Source organism: Dactylosporangium siamense, assembly GCF_016862795.1.
Classification (GTDB): Bacteria; Actinomycetota; Actinomycetes; order Mycobacteriales; family Micromonosporaceae; genus Dactylosporangium; species Dactylosporangium siamense.
The window spans coordinates 19,899-36,208 of sequence record NZ_BONQ01000152.1 but is presented as its reverse complement, the minus strand read 5'-3'; the positions used below and the strand labels follow the sequence as shown (position 1 = coordinate 36,208).

The window sequence follows — 16,310 nt, the reverse complement described above, 5'->3', positions numbered from 1 at the left end:
CCGGGGTCGTGATCGAAGGCGTGGAACGGTCGCGGTTGGGAGGCTTTGATCAGTCCGGTCGGGGTCGGGAGCGGGATCGGCGTTGTGGGCTGGGTGGTGGAGGGTGGGGCACGACGGTGCCGCCGGCGTCGGGGGCGTCGGCGGCGGAGTCGTCAGGTCGGCTCGGGGCCGGGTTTCAGGACGGCTGCGAGGTGCTCGTCTCAGGACTTCAGGACGGCGGCGAGGCGCTCGTCGCGCAGGCGGGTCGGCCAGCGGTCGTCGATCGGCTCCATGGTCATGCCGGTCGCCCAGCGCAGCAGCAGGTCGGCGATGCCGGGGTTACGGGCGAGCGCCGGCCCGTGCGAATACGTGCCGAGGATCCGGCCGTGCCAGGCGCCCTCGGAGCGGCCGTCGTTGCCGATGCCGGCGGTGACCCGGGCGAGGGGGCGCACGCCGGGGCCGAGGTGGGTGCGGCCGCCGTGGTTCTCGAAGCCGGTGAGGGTCGGCAGGCCCAGTGCCGGGTCGACCTCCCCGGCCAGCTCGCCGACGGCGCGGGTCTCGCCCCGGTCGGAGTCCAGGTCGAGCAGGCCGAGGCCGGCGCACTTGGCGCCCTTGGCGTAGAAGGAGTTGCCCAGCAGCTGGTAGCCGGCGCACACGGAGAAGATGGTGGCGCCGCGGTCGACGGCGCGGCGCAGGCCGCCGTCGGCGATGAGCCGCTGGGCGGCCAGGGCCTGTGGGCCGTCCTCGCCGCCGCCGATGAGGTAGACGTCGCCGTCGGCGGGCACGGCCTGGTCGGCGCGGACCTCCGCGCACTCGACCGGCAGGCCGCGCAGGTCGGCCCGGCGGGCCAGGATCAGCAGGTTGCCCCGGTCGCCGTAGGTGGACAGCAGGTCCGGGTACAGCCAGATCAGGCGCAGGCGCGACTCAGTTGACACGGTCCAGCTCCGCTCTGATGTCCTGGAATGCGGTGTAGTTGGCGATGACCTCGAGCCGGCCGGGCGGGATCAGCGTGAGCGCCTGCGAGAAGGATTTCACGTGCTCGAACGGCACGTCGTTGACCTCGAGCCGGACCGCGAGGTCCATGGCCCGGTCGCCGGTGACGAGGACGCGCCGGCCGCGCAGCGGCGAGAAGTCGACGTCGTAGAGCCAGGAGGTGTCCAGGCCGTCGGGGTCGCGGGCGTTGATGGACAGCAGGGTCGGCACGTCGTCGGCCATGTCGAAGGCCTCCAGCCAGCCCGCCGGGTTCTTCGACAGCAGCAGGCGGATGGTCCGGCCGTCGCGTTCGACGACGGCGTAGCGGCCGGCGATCGAGGCGACCTTCGACAGCTCCGGCACGGCCTTGGCCGGCGGGACCCCGAAGTGGGCGGCGACGGCCAGGGCGGTCGCGGCGTTGGCGCGGTTGACCCGGCCGGGCAGCTGCAGCTCGATGTGGTGATAGGTGCCGGTGTTGTCCACGACGCCGTCGCCGGAGACGGTCCAGTGCGGCACGGGCCGGCTCAGGTTGCCCGCGACGCAGGCCCACTGCTCACCGTTGCGCTCGATCGAGGCGCCGCACTCGGGGCACACCCATGAGTCGTCGTGGAAGCGCTGGCCGGCGGCGACCCAGGTGACGCTCGTGCCGGCGGCGACGGCCTTGCCCGCCGCCCACACCACCATCGGGTCGTCGGCGTTGGCGACGAGGTGCAGGTCGCGGCCGGGCAGCGCGTCGCGCCACAGGGCCGCCATCATGGCGACCTCCTTGGCCCGGTCGAGCTGGTCGCGGCTGAGGTTGAGCAGCGCGACGACCTTCGGGTGGGTCGCGTCGAGGACCTGCTTGAGGTAGTGCTCGTCGACCTCGAGCACCGCATACGGCGTGGCGCCGGCCTTGGCCAGGGCGGACGTGTGCCCGGTGGGCATGTTGGCGCCGAGGCTGTTGGTGGCGACGTCGCCGAGGACGCCCATGGCGGCCGCGGTGAGCCGGGTCGTGGTGGTCTTGCCGTTGGTGCCGGAGATCAGGGCGATCTCCCGGCCCGCCGCGAGCTCGGCGAGGAGGTTGGGGTCGACCATCAGGGCGATGCGGCCGCCGATGACGGAGCCGTCCCCCCGGCCGGTGGCGCGGGACAGTGCGGCAGCGCCGCGCGACAACGATGTGGCGAGCTTCGCCCGCATCGGGAGCTTGTGGTCCGTCATCTCACTTCCACGGTCGTCCGGCGTCCAGCGATGCGCCAGACCCTACCTGCCGCCGATCGCACACCCAACGTCTCCATCACCCCGCCCCTCGTCCCAGAACGCTCCACTTCCCTCCACCGCGGCGGGACCGGACCCGGATCGGACCTTAAAGGAGCCATAAAGGACCGGTAAAGTCCGACCTGATGGGCGATTTGTCCGCATATACGACCAGCCGAAACGACCGTACGGGTGACCGGTCGGCCAAACCCCTCCACTCGACAGTGCCCCGGCGACACCCCGTTTGACGTGGGATTTCTTCATGCGCGCCGATGTCACTTCCGGTGTTTTCTCGTTGACGGTGGAGGGAAGTGGAGTACAGTGGAGCGCGATGGCGGAGCCGGGGGGCTCGGCCGGCCCCGGGGGGACCGTTCGCGGTGGGAAGGGGTGGATGTCGATGTTTCTCGGCACCCACACTCCCCGCCTGGACGACAAGGGCCGGTTGATCCTGCCGGCCAAGTTTCGGGACGAGCTGGCGGGAGGTGTCGTGATCACCAAGGGACAGGAACGCTGCCTCTACGTGTTTCCCGGCGCCGAGTTCGGCCGGATCGCCGAGCAGCTCCGCGCGACGCCGATGACCCACAAGGCCGCCCGGGCCTACAGCCGGGTGTTCTTCGCCAGTGCGCACGACGAGGTCCCCGACCGTCAGGGCCGGGTCACCATCCCGCAGCATCTCCGCGAGTATGCCGGGCTGGACCGCGATCTCGTCGTCATCGGCGCGAGCACCAGGGTTGAGATCTGGGACCGGCAGGCGTGGGACACCTACCTCGCCGACAGCGAAGACGACTTCGCCGGCATCGAGGAGGGGGTGCTGCCGGGCGGACTGTGAGGTCCAACTGCAGACACCGAGTCGACCGCCGTACCGCGAGCTCTCCAGCCGCTCCAAGGTCCTGACGCCACTTCCCCGGCGCCAGGGCGGAGTGGGCGGATGGGGAGCTGGCGGTACGGCGCTCGTGCACTACCGCACCAGCACGACGACGACCGCCCGATGCAAGACGCCCGACCCGTGTAGCGGGACGTGAATCACGTTTCAGCTCAACGGTGCACAGGGAACAGCAACGTTCAGCACAACGGCGGGCCGCGAACCCGCCGCAGTAGGGGGTCGACGATGGGGGAGCGGGACATTCACGTTCCCGTGCTGCTCGAGCGCTGCCTCGAGCTGCTCGCCCCGGCGTTGGACCGCACGGGCGCACTGCACCTGGACGCCACGCTCGGCCTCGGTGGTCACGCCGAAGCCGTGCTGCTGGCGCATCCGGGGGTGCGGCTGCTCGGCCTGGACCGTGACACCCAGGCGCTGCGCCTCGCGGGGCAGCGGCTGGCACCCTACGCCGACCGGACCCGCCTCGTGCACGCCGTCTACGACGAGCTCGAGGACGTGCTGGAGGGCGAAGAGGGGGTCAGCGGGATCGATGGCGCGCTGTTCGACCTGGGGGTGTCGTCGATGCAGCTCGACGAGGCCGGGCGCGGGTTCGCCTACGCCCAGGACGCGCCGCTGGACATGCGCATGGACCAGACGCGGGGCATCACCGCGGCCGAGGTGGTCAACACCTACAGCCACGGCGACCTCGCCAGGGTCCTGCGGGTGTACGGGGAGGAGAAGTTCGCCTCCCGGATCGCCCAGGCGATCCTGCGGGAGCGGGCGAAGGGGGAGCTGAGCTCCTCGGCCAGGCTGGCCGAGCTGGTCAGGGAGTCCATTCCGGCACCGGCGCGGCGGACCGGGGGGCATCCGGCCAAGCGCACGTTCCAGGCGCTGCGGATCGAGGTCAACGGCGAGCTCGCCGTGCTCGAGCGGGCGCTGCCGGCGGCGCTCGACGCGCTCAAGCCGGGCGGGCGGATGGTCGTGCTGTCGTACCACTCGCTCGAGGACCGCCTGGTCAAACAGGCGATCGCCGGGCGGACCCGATCGACGGTGCCGGTCGAGCTGCCCTTCGTTCCGGCGGGCAGCGACCCGGAGCTGAAGGTGTTGACCAGGGGAGCCGAGCTCCCCGACGCGGCCGAGGTGGCGGCCAACCCGCGGGCGGCGTCCGTGCGGCTGCGGGCCGTGGAACGCAAGCCGGACGCGGACACCGGGCACGACCCGAAGCAGGACGCCGGGCACGACCACAAGCAGGACCGCAAGCAGCGCACCAGGCAGGACCGCAAGCAGGACGGCAAGTAACGGCAACAGGCACAACCTCTGGGGGAGGTGTGAGATGAACGTGACGACACTGCCGGCCGATCGGCCGCGCAGGACTCAGCAGGGTGCATCGCGGTCGGGGGGCCGGACCACGGCGCGCCAGGCTGAGCAGGACAGCGACGCCCCGACCATCGGCGCGACGGCGCTCCAGCCGGAGCGGGGGACCACCCAGCCGGCCGTCAAGGCGGCCCAGCCGGGCCGGGAGGCGCGCGACGAGAAGCGGCCACGGCTGCGGGTGGCACCACCGGCACCGGTCAGCGCACCACGCGCGCCGTTCGTGGCGCTCGTGCTCGTGCTGGTGCTCCTCGGCGTGATCGGCATCCTCGTGCTCAACACGCGGATCGCCGAGAACGCGTTCAAGCTCGACGCGCTCAGGACCAAGCAGAGCACCCTCGACCGGGACGAGGAGCGGCTGCGCAGCGACCTGGCCAGCAAGGAGTCCCCGGTGACGCTCGCGTCGCGGGCCAAGCAGCTGGGGCTCGTGCCGTCGCGCACGCCGGCCTTCCTGCTGCTGCCCGACGGGACCAAGCTCGAGATGCCGGGCCCGAGCAAGTAGGTGCCGGGCCCGGGCAGGTACTTGCCGGGCCCGGGCAGGGACTTGCCGGGTCCGGTCAGGTAACAGCACGCCAAATTCAACAACGGGAAGTTGCAGGACGATGGCTGGCGACACTCCTGATCGGCGGGGCGGCATCGAGCGGCGCGGGGGCGCCGGGCGGGAGGCCGGTCGCAGCAGCAGTGACGCCGGTCGGCAGCGGACGGGCGGTCGCGCCGGCGCGGGGGGTGCCGGTGCGGCCGCCCGTTCCCGTGCCGGCACGGACCCCGCCGCCGAGCCACCGGTGCGCGGCACGATGTCCGAGGCGCGCCGGTACACGCCGCGGGGGCGCTCCGTGCGCGACGCTTCGGTCGAGCACGCCGGCTCGGGGCGCGGCGACCCGTTCCGGCCGGCCCTGGAGGTCCTGCAGGGCGGCCGCACCGACACGGGCCGCCGCGCCGCCGGCCGGGCCGCGGACACCCCGCGCCCCCCGGCGACGGAGCCGGGACGGGCGCCGAAGACGCCGGCCCGGACCACGCAGCGGATGCACCGCGCCGTCACCGACGTCGACGGCGAGCCACGCACCGGCCGGACCGGGGCCCGCCCGGCACCGCTGAAGCGGGCCGCCGCCCCTGTGCGCGGCACCGGCCGTACCCCGGCGCGAAAGACGACCCCGGTCCGCAAACCTCGCAAGCAGAGCCGGGTGCGGGTGCCCCGGCTGCCACGCACCAACCGCGCGCCGAAGCTGGCCGAACCACGCCGCCGGCTGCGCCTGGCCACGGTCCTGGCGCTGCTCATGTTCGCCGCGATCGGCATCCGCCTCGTGCAGCTGCAGCTCACCGACGCCAGCGCCTACGCCGCCCAGGGGCTGGAGAACCGGCTCGCGCACGACACCCTGGCCGCGTCGCGGGGTGCGATCCTCGACCGGACCGGCAAGATCCTCGTGCACTCGGTGGAGACCCGGTCCGTCATCGGCGACCCGTTTCTGATCAAGGATCCGGAGAAGACCGCCGACCGGCTGTTCGCGGTCCTCGACCACTACGGGGTGCTGCGGTCCGATCTGGTGCGGCTGCTGACCCCGCACAAGCGCTCCGACGGCAAGACCGACGCCCGCTTCGAGTACCTCGCGCGCCAGATCTCCGTCGAGGACAGCGAAAAGATCCAGAAGCTGGGCTACGGCGCCGCGATCTCGTTCGAGCGCGACGAACGCCGCGAGGTGCCCGGCTACGACCTCGCGTCCAACGTCATCGGATACACCCAGAAGAGCGACCTGTCCGGCCAGCTCGGCATCGAGAAGGCCTACAACGAGCAGCTGCGCGGCGTCGACGGCCTGCACGTCTACGAGCACGGCGAGGGCGACCTCGACAAGCCGCTGCCGCAGGGGTTCGAGAAGCTCACGCCGGCCCGGCCGGGCAGTTCGGTCGAGCTGACCATCGACGCCGACCTGCAGTTCTCGGTGCAGTACGCGCTCGGGGCGAAGATGACGGCGCTCGGCGCCACCTTCGGCACCGCGATCGTGCTCGACGCCCGGACCATGGAGGTCATGGCGATGGCGAGCTACCCGTCGTTCGCCGCCGCCGACCCCGGCAAGTCGGAGAAGGAAGACTTGAAGGACCAGTGCACGGCGACGGTCTTCGACCCGGGCTCGGTCCACAAGGCGATCGTCATGGGCGCCGCGCTGCAGGAGGGCCTGATCACGCCCGCCTCGACGATCACCGTCAACAGCAAGGTCAAGAAGGGCGACACGACCTACACCGACCACCCGCCGCAGAAGGACGGCACGGCGATGACCATCCCCGGCATCCTCGCGCTGTCGTCGAACGTCGGCACGATCGCCGTGGCGGACCTGCTGGGCAAGGACAAGCTGTACGAGTACCAGCGCAGGTTCGGGCTCGGCCAGCGCACCGGCGTCGGCCTGCCCAACGAGTCGCCCGGCCAGCTCCTGCCGCCGAACGAGTGGACCGGCTCCAGCCCGGGCTCGATCCCGATCGGCAACGGCGTGGCCACGACCGCGATCCAGATGGCCGCCGTCTACGGCGCGATCGCCAACGACGGCCTGTGGGTCCAGCCGACCCTGGTCCGCAAGATCATCGCTCCGGACGGCACCGAGACGAAGCCGGCCGCCCCGGTGACCCGCCGGGTGATGGATCCGGTGTACGCGCAGCAGCTGCGCACCATGCTCGAGGGTGTCACCACCCTCGGCGACGCGACCGGCCACCAGGCGGCGATCCCCGGCTACCGGATCGCCGGCAAGACCGGCACGTCGAAGCTGCCCCAGGACGGCGGCTACGCCCCAGGTGAGGTGGTGTCGTTCATCGGCATGGCGCCGGCGGAGGCGCCGCGCTACGTGGTCGCGGTCACCGCGCACGTGCCGACCGGTGCCGGCGGGTCCGTGGCCGCGCCGTTGTTCAAGGAGATGATGGCGGTCACCCTGAGCAACTTCGGGGTGGTGCCGACGGGCACCGCGGCGCCGAAGCTGACGATCTACCCGTGACACCGGCTCTGGCACTTCCCAGCGGGACGGGTAGGGTCTGACCCCGTGCCCGGCTATCCCCGCCCGAGGAGTGTCCGCCCTGTGCTCGCCGTCGAGCTGGCGGCCGTCGCAGGCGCGCCCATGGCGGCCCAGGACGGCGAGGCCGCCGTCACCGGCGTGACGCACAGTAGCTCCGCGGTGCGTGCCGGTGACCTGTACGCGGCCCTGCCCGGTGCGCGGGTCCACGGCGCGCAGTTCGCCGACCAGGCCAGGGCCGCCGGCGCGGTCGCGGTGCTGACCGACCCCGCCGGCGCCGCCCAGATCACGGGCCTGCCACTGATCGTCGTGGACGACCCGCGCGCGGCCCTCGGCGACGTCGCCTCGCACGTCTACGGCGAGCCCACCCGGCAGCTGACCACGATCGGGATCACCGGCACCGCCGGCAAGACCTCGACCGCGTACCTCATCGAGGCCGGGCTGCGGGCCGCCGGTCAGGTCACCGGACTCATCGGCACCGTCGAGACCCGCCTCGGCGACCTCACGATCGACAGCGCCCGGACCACGCCCGAGGCGACCGACCTGCACGCGCTGTTCGCGGCCGGTCTCGAGCGCGGCGTCGAGGCGGTGGTCATGGAGGTCTCCAGCCACGCCCTCGAACTCGGCCGGGTCAACGGCGTCCGGTTCGCCGCGGCCGGATACACCAACTTCGGCATGGACCACCTCGACTTTCACCCCGACGTCGAGGCGTACTACGCGGCGAAGGCCCGCCTGTTCGACGGCCGCGCCGCGACCGAGATCCTGAACCTCGACGACGCGCAGGTGATGCGGCTGCGCAAGCCCGCGTCGTGGACCTACTCGGCGGCCGGCTACTCCGCCGCCGACTTCCGCGCCACCGACGTGACGCCCGACGGCTACGGGCAGCGGTTCACCGTCCACCGGCACGACTATTCCGTCACCTCCGGCGTGCGGCTGCCCGGCCGGCACAACGTGGCCAACGCGCTGCTCGCGATCGCCGCGCTCGTCGCCGTCGGGGTCGACATCTCGGTCGCCGCGAAGGCCGTCGCGCGGGCCCCCGGCTCGCCCGGCCGGATGGAGCGGGTCGACGCCCCCGGCGACGTGCTCGGCGTCGTGGACTACGCGCACAAGCCCGACGCGATGGTCGAGGTCCTCGCCGCGCTGCGGACGCTCGCCGCGTCCCGGGGCGGCCGGGTCATCTGCGTCGTCGGCGCCGGCGGTGACCGCGACCGGGGCAAGCGCCCGCTGATGGGCCGGGCCGCCGCGTTCGGCGCCGACCTGGTCGTCGTCACCGACGACAACCCGCGCACCGAGGACCCCGCGTTCATCCGGTCCGAGGTGCTCGCCGGCACGAAGGGCGGCACCGCCACGGTCGTCGAGGTCGACGGGCGCCGGGCCGCCATCGACCACGCGGTCGGGCTCGCGAAGCCTGGCGACGTGGTGGCGCTGCTGGGCAAGGGCCACGAGCGGGGCCAGGAGGTCGACGGCGAGGTCCTGCCGTTCGACGACCGGGTCGAGCTCGCCGCGGCGCTGCGGGCGGCCGCCGCATGATCCCGTTCACGGTCGCCGAGATCACCGCCGTCGTCGGCGGCACCCTGCACGGCGGCGACCCCTCCGCCGTGGTGGACGGGCCGGTCGAGTACGACTCGCGCAAGGTCGCCCCCGGCGGTCTGTTCGTCGCGTTCGCCGGTGCGAAGGTCGACGCGCACGACTTCGCCGCCAAGGCCGTCGCCGACGGCGCCGTGGCGGTCCTCGGCAGCCGGCCCGTCGACGGCGTGCCCACGATCGTGGTCGAGGACCCGCGCGCCGCCCTGGGGCTGCTCGCCCGGGCCCTGGTCGACCGGCTCGGCGACGCCCTGACGGTCGTGGCGATCACCGGCTCGTCCGGCAAGACCAGCACCAAGGACCTCATCGCGGCGCTGCTGCGCACCGCCGCGCCCACCGTGGCGACCGCCGCGTCGGACAACAACGAGCTCGGCACGCCGTACACGGTGCTGAAGGCCGGGGCCGGCACCCGCTACCTGGTCCTGGAGATGGGGTCGCGTGGGGCCGGGCACCTGCGGTACCTGTGCGACATCGCGCCGCCGGACGTGTCGGTCGTGACCAACGTCGGCACCTCGCACATCGCCGAGTTCGGCTCGCTCGACGGCACCACCCTGGCGAAGGGTGAACTGGTCGAGGCGCTGCGCCCGGACGGCCTCGCGATCCTCAACGCCGACGATCCACGCGTCGCCGGAATGGCCGCCCGCAGCGCCGCCCCGGTGCAATTCGCGGGCGAATCGGAAATATCCGATGTGCGGGCCACTGAAGTCGTGCCGCTCGGCCGCGGCCGGTTCGGGTTCACGTTGCACGTCCCGGGTACCGCACCGGTCGCGGTCCGGCTCGACGTCGCCGGGCGGCATCAGGTCGGCAACGCGTTACTCGCCGCTGCCGTGGCGTCGCACGCCGGTGTGGATCCGGCCGGGATCGCCGCGACACTCGGCGATCTAGATGGCTTGTCGACCCGAAGGATGGATGTCTTCGACCGTGCCGACGATGTCACGGTCATCGACGACTCGTACAACGCCAATCCGGCGTCCATGGCGGCGGCGCTCCACGCGCTCACCGCGGTGGCCGGCGGCCGGCGGATGATCGCGGTGCTCGGCTTCATGGCGGAGCTCGGCGAGTATGAGCGAACCGGTCATGAGGAGGTCGGTCGCCTTGCCGCTGAGCTCGGCGTCGACCGTCTCGTGGCCGTGGGCGAGCAGGCCGCGCCGATCCTGCACGGTGCGTCCGTCGTGGCGAGTTGGGGAGGAGACCCGGTGCTCGTGACCGATCAGGAGGCCGCCGTCGCGCTGCTGCGCGCCGAGCTGCGGCCCCGCGACGTGGTCCTGGTCAAGGGATCCAGGTACCGGACGTGGGACATCGCCGACGCCCTGCGGACGGCGTCGAAGTGAGGGCGGTCTTCGTCGCGGCGTTCGTGGCGTTCCTCATCTCGCTGTTCGGCACGCCGATCGCGATCAGGTACTTCACCCGGCTCAAGGCCGACCAGCCGATCCGCGCCGACGGGCCGCAGGGTCACCTGGGCAAGAAGGGCACGCCCACGATGGGCGGCGTGGTGTTCATCTTCGCCACGCTCATCGCGTACACCGGCGGGCACATCGCGCTGACCACGCTGCCGGACCAGCAGCTGCGCCCGAGCGGGCCGACCGCGACCGCGGTGGTCCTGCTGGGCCTGTTCGTCTTCACCGGCCTGCTGGGCTTCCTGGACGACTACCTCAAGGTCGCCAAGCGCAACAGCGACGGGCTGAACAAGCGCGGCAAGCTCATCGGCCAGGCGCTGATCGGCGCGGTCTTCGGCGCGATCGCGCTGTACGTGCCGGCGGAGAAGACCGGCGACGCGGTCGTCACCACGGTGGCCAGCCCGAAGCTGTCGTGGGTGCACGACATCGACTGGCTCAACATCACCAAGATCGGCGCGGTCGTCTTCTTCGTCTTCGTGGTCATGTCGATGTCCAACGCGGTCAACCTGACCGACGGCCTCGACGGCCTCGCCACCGGCACGTCGATCCTGGTGATCGGCAGCTACATGGCGATCGCGTTCTGGCAGTACCGGCACTGGTGCGCCGACCCGGAGTACAACGCCAACTACTGCTACGACGTGCGCGACCCCCTGGAGATGGCCCTGATCGCCGGCGCCGCCGTCGGGGCGCTGGTCGGCTTCCTGTGGTGGAACACGTCACCGGCGCGCATCTTCATGGGCGACACCGGCTCCATGGCGCTCGGCTCGCTCATCGCCGGTCTCGCCGTGGCGACCAAGACCGTGCTGCTGCTGCCGCTGATGGGCCTGCTGTTCTTCATCATCGTCGTGACGTGGATCATGCAGATCGGCTCGTACCGCACGACCGGCAAGCGCATCTTCCGGATGGTGCCGCTGCAGCACCACTTCGAGCTGGCCGGCTGGAGCGAGGTCAACATCGTGGTCCGGTTCTGGATCATCGCCGGAATCGGCATGGCCGCGTCGCTCGGCCTGTTCGCCGCGGACTTCCTGCGGGTGATGAGCGGCTCCGGCTGACGCCGCGACACATCGATGCCCGCGACACGCCGGGATCCCGTGGTCGGCGGACCGCGCGGGTCCCGGCGGCATGATGGTCCCCATGCGGGGCGATGGGGAGCAGGACACGGCGGCAGCACCGGCACCGGCGCCACCGCCGGTAGCCCCGTCTCCGGCCCCGGCCCCGGCGCCGCCCGGTAGCGGGATCCTCGGCTGGGTCGACGCCCTGCGGGGGCTGCTCGACCGGCCCCTCGCCTCGTACTATCTGCTGCTGTCCAGCGTCGGGCTGCTGGTCTTCATCGGCCTGGCGATGGTGTTCTCGGTCACCGGCATCGACAACTACGCCACCACCGGCAGCCCGTTCGGCTCGGTGCTCAAGCAGGCGATCTTCGCCGTCATCGGCCTGGTCGCGTTCTGGGTCTGCCAGCGGCTGCCGGTGCGCACGTTCCGCGCCGTCGCCGCGCCGCTGCTCATCGCCGCGTTCGTGCTCATGGGCTTCGTCGACCTGATGGGCTGGCTGTCGGCCAGCCGCACCCCGCCGGGGGCGAAGGAGACGCAGTGGATCCACCTCGGGCCGATCTGGGCCGAGGACCTGTGGCTGCACCTCGGCGGTGTGCAGATCCAGCCGGCCGAGCTGGCGAAGGTCGCCCTCGTCGTCTGGGGCGCCGACCTGCTGGTGCGCAAGGGCCGCACGATCCTGTCGTGGCGGGAGCTGTTCATGCCGCTGCTGCCGGTGACCGTGGCGCTGCTGCTGCTCGTCGGGTACAACGACCTCGGCTCGATGATCTGCCTCGTGGTCCTGTTCACCGGGCTGCTGTGGGCGGCCGGCGCGCGGCTGCCGGTCTTCGGCTGGCTCGGTGGCCTCGTGGCCGTCGGCGTGCTCGCGCTGATCCTGCTGCCGGCCGAGAAGGACTACCGGCTGGCCCGGATCAAGGTCTTCTTCGACCCGTCCATCGACCCCAACGCCGAGGGCGGGCGGTACCAGTACCTGCGCGGGCTCTGGGCGATCGGCAACGGCGGCTGGTTCGGCGTCGGGCTCGGTGAGAGCCAGCTCAAGTGGGGCCGGCTGCCCAACGCGCACAACGACTTCATCTTCGCCATCGTCGCCGAGGAGCTCGGCGTGGTCGGCTGCCTCGTCGTGCTGGTGCTGTTCGGCATGCTCACCTATACCGGCCTGCGCATCGCCCGCCGGGTCGAGGACCCGTTCCGCCGGCTCGTCGCCGCCGCGATCACCATCTGGTTCGTCGGGCAGGCGATCATCAACATCGGCGGCGTCGTCGGGCTGATGCCGATCACCGGCCTGCCCCTGCCGTTCATCTCCGACGGCGGCAGCGCCCTGGTCGTGGCCCTCGGCGCGGCCGGGATGCTCAGCTCCGCGGCCCGCGCCGAGCCCGACTGCGCCAGAGCCATGCACGCCCGTCCGCCGCGAAAGTGGGTGCGACTACTCTGGGCGCCGTTGCCACCGCTGCCGCGCGCACGCTCGGAGAGCGACGGCGACGTCCCCTCGACACGCGCGACGGGTCGTCCCCTGGTGCCTGAGGGCAGCAGCCGAGGGCGGACCCGCGGAAGGAGCTCCTGATGGCAGCGCTGCGCTCGGTGGTGCTGGCCGGCGGAGGCACCGGCGGGCACATCTACCCGCTGCTCGCCTTCGCCGACTGCCTCCGCCGGCACGACCCCGGCCTGCGGATCACCTGTATCGGTTCGGAGCGCGGGATGGAGGGTGAGATCATCCCGCAGCGCGGCTATGACCTGCGCACCGTCCCGGCCTTCCAGCTGCCCAGGTCGGTGAACATGAACCTGGTCCGCACCCCTGACCGGATGTACAAGTCCGCGAAGGCCACCCGCGAGATCCTCGACGAGGTCGAGGCGGACGCGGTGGTCGGCTTCGGCGGCTACGTCTCCGTCCCGGCCTACATCGCCGCCTGGCGACGCAAGACGCCGACGATCATCCACGAGGTCAACGTCCCGGTCGGCGTGGCCAACAAGATGGGCATGCGCTTCACCAAGCACATCGTGCTCGGCTTCCCCCACCAGGCGCAGCAGATCCCGTCCGTGGCGCACGCCGAGGTGGTCGGGGTGCCGCTGCGGCAGAGCATCGCCACCCTCGACCGGGCCGCGCTGCGGGAGCGGGCCCGCGCGCACTTCGGCCTCGACCCGCACCTGCCGACGCTGTTCGTGTTCGGCGCGTCGGCCGGCGCCCGGTCGATCAACCTGGCGGTCTCCGGCGCGGCGAAGCAGATCACCGGGTCCGGGGTGCAGGTGCTGCACATCATCGGCGCCCGCAACGACGACGTCGAGGTGCCCAGCGGGCTGCCCGCGCCGTACGTGAAGATCAAGTTCCTGTCGGAGATGGAGCTCGGGTACGCCGCCGGCGACCTGGCGTTGTGCCGGGGTGGCGCGATGACCTGCGCCGAGACCGCCGCGGTCGGGATGCCGGCGATCTACGTGCCGCTGCCGTGGGGCAACGGCGAGCAGCGCCGCAACGCGCTGCCGGTGGTCGAGGCGGGCGGCGGCCTGATCGTCGAGGACGGCGACCTGTCCCCGCAGTGGGTCACCGACACGGTGGTGCCCCTGGTCCGCGACGGTGCGCGCCTGGCCGGCATGAGCCGGGCCGCCGCCGGCTACGGGCGCCGCGACGGCGACGAGGCCCTCCGCCGGTACCTGCTGAAAGTGGTGGGAGCATGACGGAACTGACGGCCGAGGACCTCGGCACGGTCCACCTGGTCGGGGTCGGCGGGGTCGGCATGAGCGGGCTGGCGCGGCTGCTGCTCACCCGCGGCATCCCGACCTCCGGCAGCGAGCTGCGCGAGTGGCCGCAGCTGGCCGCGCTCAAGGCGCTCGGCGGCACGATCTTCCGCACCCACCAGCCGTCCAACCTCGACGGGGTCGACACGGTCGTCTACTCGACCGCCATCCCGAAGGACCACATCGAGCTCGTCACGGCCCGGGAGCGCGGGCTGCGGCTCATGCACCGTTCCGAGGCCCTGGCCGCGACCATGGTGGGGCGCCGCAGCATCGCGGTGGCCGGTACCCACGGAAAGACGACGACCACGTCGATGATCACGCTGATGCTCCAGCACGCGGGTCTCGACCCGTCGTTCGTCATCGGCGGCGAGATCTCCGAGGTCGGTTCCAACGCCCACCACGGCAGCGGTGAGCTGTTCGTGGCGGAGGCCGACGAGAGCGACCGCTCGTTCCTGCTCTACAACCCGCACGTCGCGGTCGTCACCAACATCGACGCCGACCACCTCAACACCTACGGCGACCTGCAGGGGCTCGAGGACGCGTTCGTCGAGTTCTGCGCCCGCACCGAACCCGGCGGCTTCGTGGTGACCTGCGCCGACGACCCCGGCGCCCAGCGGATGGCGGTGCGGGTCCGCGCCGCCGGCGGCGACGTCATCACCTACGGCACCGCCCCCGACGCCGACCTGCGGCTGTCGGAGGTGCGCTCCTCCGCGCAGGGGGTGCGCTACGTGGCGCACCACGACGGCGTGCCGCTCGGCGAGGTGTACCTGCCGATTCCCGGCGCCCACCTCGGCCTCAACTCGGCCGGGGCGCTGCTCACCGCGCTGCGGCTGGGCATCTCCGCGGAGTCGGCGATCGAGGCCCTGGCCACGTTCCCCGGCGTGCGGCGGCGCTTCGAGTTCAAGGGCGCCGAGGCCGGCGTGCGGATCTACGACGAGTACGCGTATCACCCGGTCCCGATCGACGCGGCGATGCGCACGCTGCGCGAGGTGGCCGCGGGCGGCCGGCTGATCGTGGTGTTCCAGCCGTACCGGATGTACCGCACCCGCGACTTCCAGGCCGAGATCGCCGCCGCGCTGTCCCTGGGCGACGAGGCGATCGTGATGGAGGTCTTCGGCCCAGGCGAGGTCCGGGAGCCGGGGGAGGGCGGCGTCGCGCTGACCGCGGCCGTCGACCTGCCCGAGGACCGCAAGGTGTTCGTGCCGTCGTGGGAGGACGTGCCCGGCGAGGTCGTCGCCCGCGTCCAGGAGGGTGACGTCGTCGTCACGATGGGCGCGCCGCCGATCTCCCTGATGGGCGACGAGCTCCTCGCCGCGCTCAAGGACGCCGGCGCCGGCTACGTCGGCCGGCACAACCGGCCCGAGGAGGACTGAGGCGCCCTTGACCTCCACGCGCGGCTGGCGGCTCGTCCTCGCGCCCCGCTCCGCGCCCGCCGGCTCGTCCCAGCGGCGGTTCGCGAAGCGGGCCCGGCAGCACCGGCTGCGCGTGCTGCTGTCGTGGCTGGTCGGGCTGGGGGTCGTCGGGCTGCTCGGCGGGGTCGTCGCCATCGTCTACGCCACGCCGGCGCTCGGGGTCCACGGGATCCGGGTGACCGGCGTGTCGGCGCTCACGGTCCAGGACGTCCGGTCCGTGGCCGCGGTCCCGGCCGGCACGCCGCTGGCGCGGCTCGACCTGGGCGCCGTCGAGCGGCGGGTGCGCTCGCTGCCGCCGGTGCGCAGCGTGGTCGCGTCGAAGGACTACCCGCGCACCCTGGTGCTCACCGTTCGTGAGCGGACTGCGATCGCCGTGGTGCCGCGGGCACTCGGCTTCACCCTCCTGGACGCCGACGGCGTGGCGTACCTGCCGGTCAGCTCGGCACCGGCGGGGCTGCCGGTGCTGCGCCTCGCCGCGCCCGGGGCCGGCGACGCCGCGACGAAGGCCGCGCTGACCGTCCTGGCGGCGCTCCCGGCGTGGCTGCGGGACGCCATGACGGCCCTCGTCGCCGACGCGCCGACCCGCATCCGGCTCGAGCTCACCGAGTCCCGCGTCGTGGTGTGGGGCGACGCGGCCGACAACGACGCGAAAGTCCGGGTGCTGCAGTTCACGAAGATCGAACCCGGCAAGACGCTCGACGTGAGCGCGCCCGGGGTGGTGCTGGAGCGGTGAGCGGCCA

General features: G+C 72.5%; 13 protein-coding genes. 11 read left to right on the top strand and 2 right to left on the bottom strand.

The genetic code is table 11. The annotated features are described in order from the left end of the window. Nucleotides 1-200: 200 nt before the first annotated feature. Both Dsi01nite_RS46590 and Dsi01nite_RS46585 read right to left on the bottom strand, forming a co-directional pair. Nucleotides 201-914 (bottom strand): type 1 glutamine amidotransferase, encoded by a 714-nt coding sequence (locus Dsi01nite_RS46590; RefSeq protein WP_203852901.1) that lies wholly within the window; start codon nucleotides 912-914, stop codon nucleotides 201-203. Continuing rightward, nucleotides 904-2,148 carry a Mur ligase family protein gene (locus tag Dsi01nite_RS46585; protein ID WP_203852900.1) on the bottom strand — a complete coding sequence of 415 codons (1,245 nt, stop codon included), beginning with the start codon at nucleotides 2,146-2,148 and terminating at the stop codon, nucleotides 904-906. Before Dsi01nite_RS46585 ends, Dsi01nite_RS46590 begins: the two co-directional genes overlap by 11 nt. A gap of 433 nt (nucleotides 2,149-2,581) precedes the next feature. On the opposite strand from Dsi01nite_RS46585, the gene mraZ reads away from it, so the two are divergent. The 11 genes from mraZ (at nucleotide 2,582) to Dsi01nite_RS46530 (ending at nucleotide 16,303) form a co-directional block, all read left to right on the top strand. Then, nucleotides 2,582-3,013 carry a division/cell wall cluster transcriptional repressor MraZ gene (mraZ, locus tag Dsi01nite_RS46580; protein WP_203852905.1) on the top strand — a complete coding sequence of 144 codons (432 nt, stop codon included), beginning with the start codon at nucleotides 2,582-2,584 and terminating at the stop codon, nucleotides 3,011-3,013. A gap of 279 nt (nucleotides 3,014-3,292) precedes the next feature. Next, entirely contained in the window at nucleotides 3,293-4,342 is a 1,050-nt protein-coding gene (rsmH, locus tag Dsi01nite_RS46575) for a 16S rRNA (cytosine(1402)-N(4))-methyltransferase RsmH (protein WP_203852899.1), read from the top strand. A 34-nt stretch (nucleotides 4,343-4,376) separates the two neighbouring features. Continuing rightward, nucleotides 4,377-4,916, top strand: a complete 540-nt coding sequence (gene ftsL / locus Dsi01nite_RS46570) for a cell division protein FtsL (RefSeq protein WP_203852898.1) — start codon at nucleotides 4,377-4,379, stop codon at nucleotides 4,914-4,916. A 100-nt stretch (nucleotides 4,917-5,016) separates the two neighbouring features. Next, nucleotides 5,017-7,386, top strand: a complete 2,370-nt coding sequence (locus Dsi01nite_RS46565) for a peptidoglycan D,D-transpeptidase FtsI family protein (protein WP_239136756.1) — start codon at nucleotides 5,017-5,019, stop codon at nucleotides 7,384-7,386. A gap of 45 nt (nucleotides 7,387-7,431) precedes the next feature. Then, complete coding sequence (locus tag Dsi01nite_RS46560; RefSeq protein ID WP_203852897.1) at nucleotides 7,432-8,931, top strand: UDP-N-acetylmuramoyl-L-alanyl-D-glutamate--2,6-diaminopimelate ligase; 1,500 nt, start codon at nucleotides 7,432-7,434, stop codon at nucleotides 8,929-8,931. Further along, nucleotides 8,928-10,316, top strand: a complete 1,389-nt coding sequence (locus Dsi01nite_RS46555; RefSeq protein WP_203852896.1) for a UDP-N-acetylmuramoyl-tripeptide--D-alanyl-D-alanine ligase — start codon at nucleotides 8,928-8,930, stop codon at nucleotides 10,314-10,316. Before Dsi01nite_RS46560 ends, Dsi01nite_RS46555 begins: the two co-directional genes overlap by 4 nt. Then, nucleotides 10,313-11,434, top strand: a complete 1,122-nt coding sequence (gene mraY, locus Dsi01nite_RS46550) for a phospho-N-acetylmuramoyl-pentapeptide-transferase (RefSeq protein WP_203852895.1) — start codon at nucleotides 10,313-10,315, stop codon at nucleotides 11,432-11,434. The genes Dsi01nite_RS46555 and mraY overlap by 4 nt, the downstream gene beginning before the upstream one ends. An 82-nt stretch (nucleotides 11,435-11,516) precedes the next feature. After that, nucleotides 11,517-12,992: an FtsW/RodA/SpoVE family cell cycle protein gene (locus tag Dsi01nite_RS46545; protein ID WP_203852894.1), complete on the top strand. Its 1,476-nt coding sequence runs from the start codon at nucleotides 11,517-11,519 to the stop codon at nucleotides 12,990-12,992. Continuing rightward, nucleotides 12,992-14,098, top strand: coding sequence for a UDP-N-acetylglucosamine--N-acetylmuramyl-(pentapeptide) pyrophosphoryl-undecaprenol N-acetylglucosamine transferase (locus Dsi01nite_RS46540; protein ID WP_203852893.1), 1,107 nt, complete (start codon nucleotides 12,992-12,994; stop codon nucleotides 14,096-14,098). Before Dsi01nite_RS46545 ends, Dsi01nite_RS46540 begins: the two co-directional genes overlap by 1 nt. Continuing rightward, nucleotides 14,095-15,531 (top strand): UDP-N-acetylmuramate--L-alanine ligase, encoded by a 1,437-nt coding sequence (gene murC, locus Dsi01nite_RS46535; RefSeq protein ID WP_203852892.1) that lies wholly within the window; start codon nucleotides 14,095-14,097, stop codon nucleotides 15,529-15,531. Before Dsi01nite_RS46540 ends, murC begins: the two co-directional genes overlap by 4 nt. A 7-nt stretch (nucleotides 15,532-15,538) precedes the next feature. After that, complete coding sequence (locus tag Dsi01nite_RS46530; protein ID WP_203852891.1) at nucleotides 15,539-16,303, top strand: cell division protein FtsQ/DivIB; 765 nt, start codon at nucleotides 15,539-15,541, stop codon at nucleotides 16,301-16,303. Nucleotides 16,304-16,310: the final 7 nt, after the last annotated feature.

What these genes read in the sequence shown, in the direction of transcription:
- Dsi01nite_RS46585 (WP_203852900.1), bottom strand. Translation starts at nt 2,148, where the DNA reads ATGACGGACCACAAGCTCCCGATGCGGGCGAAGCTCGCCACATCGTTG.
- mraZ (WP_203852905.1), top strand. Translation starts at nt 2,582, where the DNA reads ATGTTTCTCGGCACCCACACTCCCCGCCTGGACGACAAGGGCCGGTTG.
- rsmH (WP_203852899.1), top strand. Translation starts at nt 3,293, where the DNA reads ATGGGGGAGCGGGACATTCACGTTCCCGTGCTGCTCGAGCGCTGCCTC.
- ftsL (WP_203852898.1), top strand. Translation starts at nt 4,377, where the DNA reads ATGAACGTGACGACACTGCCGGCCGATCGGCCGCGCAGGACTCAGCAG.
- Dsi01nite_RS46565 (WP_239136756.1), top strand. Translation starts at nt 5,017, where the DNA reads ATGGCTGGCGACACTCCTGATCGGCGGGGCGGCATCGAGCGGCGCGGG.
- Dsi01nite_RS46555 (WP_203852896.1), top strand. Translation starts at nt 8,928, where the DNA reads ATGATCCCGTTCACGGTCGCCGAGATCACCGCCGTCGTCGGCGGCACC.
- Dsi01nite_RS46545 (WP_203852894.1), top strand. Translation starts at nt 11,517, where the DNA reads ATGCGGGGCGATGGGGAGCAGGACACGGCGGCAGCACCGGCACCGGCG.
- Dsi01nite_RS46540 (WP_203852893.1), top strand. Translation starts at nt 12,992, where the DNA reads ATGGCAGCGCTGCGCTCGGTGGTGCTGGCCGGCGGAGGCACCGGCGGG.
- murC (WP_203852892.1), top strand. Translation starts at nt 14,095, where the DNA reads ATGACGGAACTGACGGCCGAGGACCTCGGCACGGTCCACCTGGTCGGG.